Origin of the sequence: Kineosporia sp. NBRC 101731 (assembly GCF_030269305.1) — a bacterium.
In the GTDB taxonomy this organism is placed as follows: Bacteria; Actinomycetota; Actinomycetes; order Actinomycetales; family Kineosporiaceae; genus Kineosporia.
Genome location: NZ_BSTC01000033.1, coordinates 1 through 2,272 on the forward strand (window position 1 = coordinate 1; position 2,272 = coordinate 2,272).

General features: G+C 56.0%; 1 rRNA gene. It reads left to right on the forward strand.

What is annotated here, in order from left to right:
- Positions 1-2,272, forward strand: a 23S ribosomal RNA gene (locus QSK05_RS35965); the annotation flags it as partial.

Here is a 2,272-nt window from a genome sequence, read left to right on the forward strand (position 1 = left end):
AGTCGCATGCTCTAGACCCGAAGCGGAGTGATCTACCCATGGCCAGGTTGAAGCGCGGGTAAGACCGCGTGGAGGACCGAACCCACTTAGGTTGAAAACTGAGGGGATGAGCTGTGGGTAGGGGTGAAAGGCCAATCAAACTCCGTGATAGCTGGTTCTCCCCGAAATGCATTTAGGTGCAGCGTCACGTGTTTCTTGCCGGAGGTAGAGCTACTGGATGGCTAATGGGCCCTACAAGGTTACTGACGTCAGCCAAACTCCGAATGCCGGTAAGTGAGAGCGTGGCAGTGAGACTGCGGGGGATAAGCTTCGTAGTCGAGAGGGAAACAGCCCAGATCACCAGCTAAGGCCCCTAAGCGTGTGCTAAGTGGGAAAGGATGTGGAGTTGCTGTGACAACCAGGAGGTTGGCTTAGAAGCAGCCACCCTTTAAAGAGTGCGTAATAGCTCACTGGTCAAGTGATTCCGCGCCGACAATGTAGCGGGGCTCAAGTACACCGCCGAAGCTGTGGCATTCATGCAATAACCCAGCAGTCCCTTGATGGATTGTTCAGGTGTGTGGATGGGTAGGGGAGCGTCGTGTGGCGGGTGAAGCATCGGGGTGACCCAGGTGTGGACGCCACACGAGTGAGAATGCAGGCATGAGTAGCGAAAGACGGGTGAGAAACCCGTCCGCCGAATGACCAAGGGTTCCAGGGCCAGGCTAATCCGCCCTGGGTAAGTCGGGACCTAAGGCGAGGCCGACAGGCGTAGTCGATGGACAACGGGTTGATATTCCCGTACCGGCGAAGGACCGCCCATAGCGAACCCAGCGATACTAAACTCGTGAAGTGATGCCGGCCTTCGGGCCGTAGTCATGGAGCCTGTGACCTGGACTGGTAGTAGTTAAGCGATGGTGTGACGCAGGAAGGTAGCCTCCGCGTGGCGATGGTAGTCCACGTTTAAGCATGTAGGGCGAGCTGTAGGCAAATCCGCAGTTCTTTCTTTGATGATGAGCCTGAGATGTGATGATGACCGCATTGGCGGGAAGTGGGTGATCCTATGCTGCCGAGAAAAGCATCTAGCGAGGTTCGAGCCGCCCGTACCCTAAACCGACTCAGGTGGTCAGGTAGAGAATACTAAGGCGATCGAGTGAATCGTGGTTAAGGAACTCGGCAAAATGCCCCCGTAACTTCGGGAGAAGGGGGGCCTGAGGCGTGATCACCACTTGCTGGTGTGAGCGTTTGAGGGCCGCAGAGACCAGGGAGAAGCGACTGTTTACTAAAAACACAGGTCCGTGCGAAGTCGCAAGACGATGTATACGGACTGACGCCTGCCCGGTGCTGGAACGTTAAGGGGACCGGTTAGCTCGTAAGGGCGAAGCTGAGAACTTAAGCGCCAGTAAACGGCGGTGGTAACTATAACCATCCTAAGGTAGCGAAATTCCTTGTCGGGTAAGTTCCGACCTGCACGAATGGCGTAACGACTTCTCCGCTGTCTCAACCGCGAACTCGGCGAAATTGCACTACGAGTAAAGATGCTCGTTACGCGCAGCAGGACGGAAAGACCCCGGGACCTTTACTATAGCTTGGTATTGGTGTTCGGTACGGCTTGTGTAGGATAGGTGGGAGACTGTGAAGCTGGCACGCTAGTGTTGGTGGAGTCGACGTTGAAATACCACTCTGGTCGTTCTGGATGTCTAACTTTGGTCCGTGATCCGGATCAGGGACAGTGCCTGGTGGGTAGTTTAACTGGGGCGGTTGCCTCCTAAAGAGTAACGGAGGCGCCCAAAGGTTCCCTCAGCCTGGTTGGCAATCAGGTGTCGAGTGTAAGTGCACAAGGGAGCTTGACTGTGAGACCGACAGGTCGAGCAGGGACGAAAGTCGGGACTAGTGATCCGGCAGTGGCTTGTGGAAGCGCTGTCGCTCAACGGATAAAAGGTACCCCGGGGATAACAGGCTGATCTTGCCCAAGAGTCCATATCGACGGCATGGTTTGGCACCTCGATGTCGGCTCGTCGCATCCTGGGGCTGGAGTAGGTCCCAAGGGTTGGGCTGTTCGCCCATTAAAGCGGTACGCGAGCTGGGTTTAGAACGTCGTGAGACAGTTCGGTCCCTATCCGCTGCGCGCGTTGGAAACTTGAGAAGGGCTGTCCCTAGTACGAGAGGACCGGGACGGACGAACCTCTGGTGTGCCAGTTGTCCTGCCAAGGGCACCGCTGGTTAGCTACGTTCGGAAGGGATAACCGCTGAAGGCATCTAAGCGGGAAGCTCGCTTCAAGATGAGGTTTCCATG